Raw genomic sequence first — 2,565 nt, forward strand, 5'->3', positions numbered from 1 at the left:
GACGCGCTGCGCGCCGGGCAGGCGGCCGATTTGGCAGCCGTGCCGGGGGTTTCGGTGATCGGCCCGGCCCGTGCACCGTTCCTGCTGCTGGACGTCCACAATGGCGCCAAGGTGCGATCGGCGCTGCGGGACCGCGGCATCGCGGTCCGGCGCGGGGACACCTTCCCCGGTCTGGGCCCGGACCACCTGCGGGTGGCGGTGCGGGACGCCGGGCGCAACGCCACGTTGGTCCGGGCGATGCGCGAACTGCTCGGATAGTGCGAGAACGGCAGCGAGGGGTGCGAATCGGATGACCGTGCGGATTCGGGACGTCGTGGAGTCGCTGGAGGCGGCGTACCCGCCGGAGCTGGCCGAGCAGTGGGACGCGGTCGGCCTGGTCTGCGGCGATCCGGCGGCCGCGGTGCAGCGGGTGCTGTTCTGCGTCGACCCGGTCGAGGCCACTGTGGACGAAGCCGCGGACTTCGGCGCACAACTGCTGGTCGCGCACCACCCGCTGCTGCTGCGCGGCGTGCACGGGGTGCCCGCCGACGACCCCAAGGGGCACCTGGTGCACCGGCTGATCCGCTCCGGGATCGGCCTGTACTGCGCGCACACCAACGCCGACACCGCCGCAGTCGGAGTCTCGGACGCGCTGGCCGACGCGCTCGGACTGACCGTCAGCGCGCCGCTGGCGCCGCACCAGGAGGGCGCGAGCACCGGGCTCGGCCGGATCGGTTCGCTGCCGCAGCCGGAACCGTTCGCGCGCTTCGTCGAGCGGGTGGCCACGAACCTGCCCAGCACCGCATGGGGCGTGCGCGGCGCGGGCGATCCGGAACGGGAGATCAAGACCGTCGCGGTCTGCGGCGGCGCGGGCGACTCGCAGCTGGACACCGCGCTGGCCGCCGAGGTGGACGCCTACGTGACCGCCGATCTGCGCCACCACCCGGCGGGCGAGCACATCGCGCGCGGCGACCTCCCCGGCAAGCAGGTGCCCGCGCTGGTGGACGTGGCGCACTGGGCCAGCGAGTGGCCGTGGTGCCAGCAGGCGGCCGACGTGGTGGGCGCGGCGCTGCCGGATACTGTCGAGGTTCTTGTCTCCACTCGCCGCACCGATCCGTGGACCACCCATGCCTCCGGTGCGGCCCCCGACGCAGGGAGGACGCTCGCGTGAAAGCCGACCCCGCCGTGCAGCACCGGTTGCTCGACCTCGCGGAGGTGGACGCCGAACTGAACCGGGTCAACCACCGGCGCCGGACGCTGCCCGAACTGGAGGAGATCGGCGGCGCCGAACGCGACGCGCAGGCGAAGCGGGACGCGCTGGTCGCCGCGCAGACCTCGTTCGGCGACATCGACCGGGACGCCAAGCGGCTGGAGACCGAGATCGAGCAGGTCCGCAAGCGCGAGCAGCGGGACCGGCAGCTGATGGATTCCGGCGGCTCGTCCAAGCAGCTGGAGGAGTTGCAGCACGAGCTGCAGACCCTCGCCCGCCGCCAGGGCAACCTGGAGGACGAGCTGCTGGAGGTCATGGAGCAGCGCGAGGCCGTGGAGACCGACGTCGAGCACGCCCGCGGCGAGGTCACCGCCGCCGAGGACAAGCTCGCCGACGCCCAGCACCGCCGGGACGAGGCGCTGGCCGACCTGGACAGCACCGAGGTCAAGCGCAAGTCCGAGCGCGAGGTGCTGACCGCGGACCTGCCGGAGCAGCTGCTGGCCACCTACGACCGGATCCGCGAGGCCAAGGGCGTCGGGGCCGGGCTGCTGCAGGGCAACCGCTGCGGCGCGTGCCGGATCGAGCTGGACCGCGCCAAGCTCACCGACCTGCGCGACGCCGCCGCCGATGACGTGGTCCGCTGCGAGGAGTGCGGCGCGATCCTGGTCCGCAAGGGCTCCTGATGCGGGTGGTCGTCGAAGCCGACGGCGGTTCGCGGGGCAACCCGGGACCGGCCGGCTGCGGTGCGGTGGTGCGCGACGCCGACGGGGCGGTGCTGGCCGAGCGCTCGCTCGGGCTCGGGGTCGCCACGAACAACGTGGCCGAGTACGAGGGGCTGCTGGCCGGATTGCGGGCCGCTGCCGAGCTCGGGGCGGACGAGGTCGACGTCCGGATGGACTCGAAGCTGGTCGTCGAGCAGCTCAGCGGGCGTTGGCGGATCAAGCACGCGGCGCTGCAACCCCTTGCGGCGCAGGCGAAGGATCTGGTGGCCGCGTTCGCCGCGGTGCGGTTCGAGTGGATCCCGCGGGAGCGCAACGCGCACGCGGACCGGCTGGCCAACGCGGCGATGGACAGTCAGGCCGGGATCGAGCGCACACCCGCTGCCGGGGCTGCGGACAGCGCTGCCGCGGACGATTTCGCCGGGTCGGGCGCGGATGTTTCGGCCGGTAGGGCTGCGGACGCTGCTGCCGGATCGGCTGCGGATGTTGCTGCGAAACCGGCGAAGGCCGAGTCCCGCACGCGGCCCGCTGGCTGGACCGGCGCCACGGGTTCCCCGACGAAGCTGCTGCTGCTGCGGCACGGGCAGACCGAGATGTCGGTGGACCGCCGCTACTCGGGGCGCGGCGACGTGCCGCTGACCGATCTCGGGCAGCGGC

The 2,565-nt window shown here is 73.8% G+C and carries 3 protein-coding genes and 1 pseudogene; all 4 read left to right on the forward strand.

Going from position 1 to position 2,565, the window contains the following annotated elements; all coding sequences use genetic code 11:
- A pseudogene (locus IJH84_RS25320) lies at window positions 1–258 on the forward strand (hypothetical protein); the annotation flags it as partial.
- A 31-nt stretch (window positions 259–289) separates the two neighbouring features.
- A complete protein-coding gene (locus IJH84_RS25325; RefSeq protein ID WP_200071099.1) occupies window positions 290–1,150 on the forward strand; it encodes a Nif3-like dinuclear metal center hexameric protein in 861 nt (286 codons plus the stop codon).
- Window positions 1,147–1,872: a C4-type zinc ribbon domain-containing protein gene (locus tag IJH84_RS25330; protein WP_200071100.1), complete on the forward strand. Its 726-nt coding sequence runs from the start codon at window positions 1,147–1,149 to the stop codon at window positions 1,870–1,872. The genes IJH84_RS25325 and IJH84_RS25330 overlap by 4 nt, the downstream gene beginning before the upstream one ends.
- A partial coding sequence (locus IJH84_RS25335; RefSeq protein WP_295149841.1) for a reverse transcriptase-like protein occupies window positions 1,872–2,565 on the forward strand: 694 nt, incomplete at its 3' end. The genes IJH84_RS25330 and IJH84_RS25335, both read left to right, overlap by 1 nt.

The organism is Saccharopolyspora sp., from assembly GCF_017434145.1.
Taxonomy (GTDB): Bacteria; Actinomycetota; Actinomycetes; order Mycobacteriales; family Pseudonocardiaceae; genus Saccharopolyspora_C; species Saccharopolyspora_C galaxeae.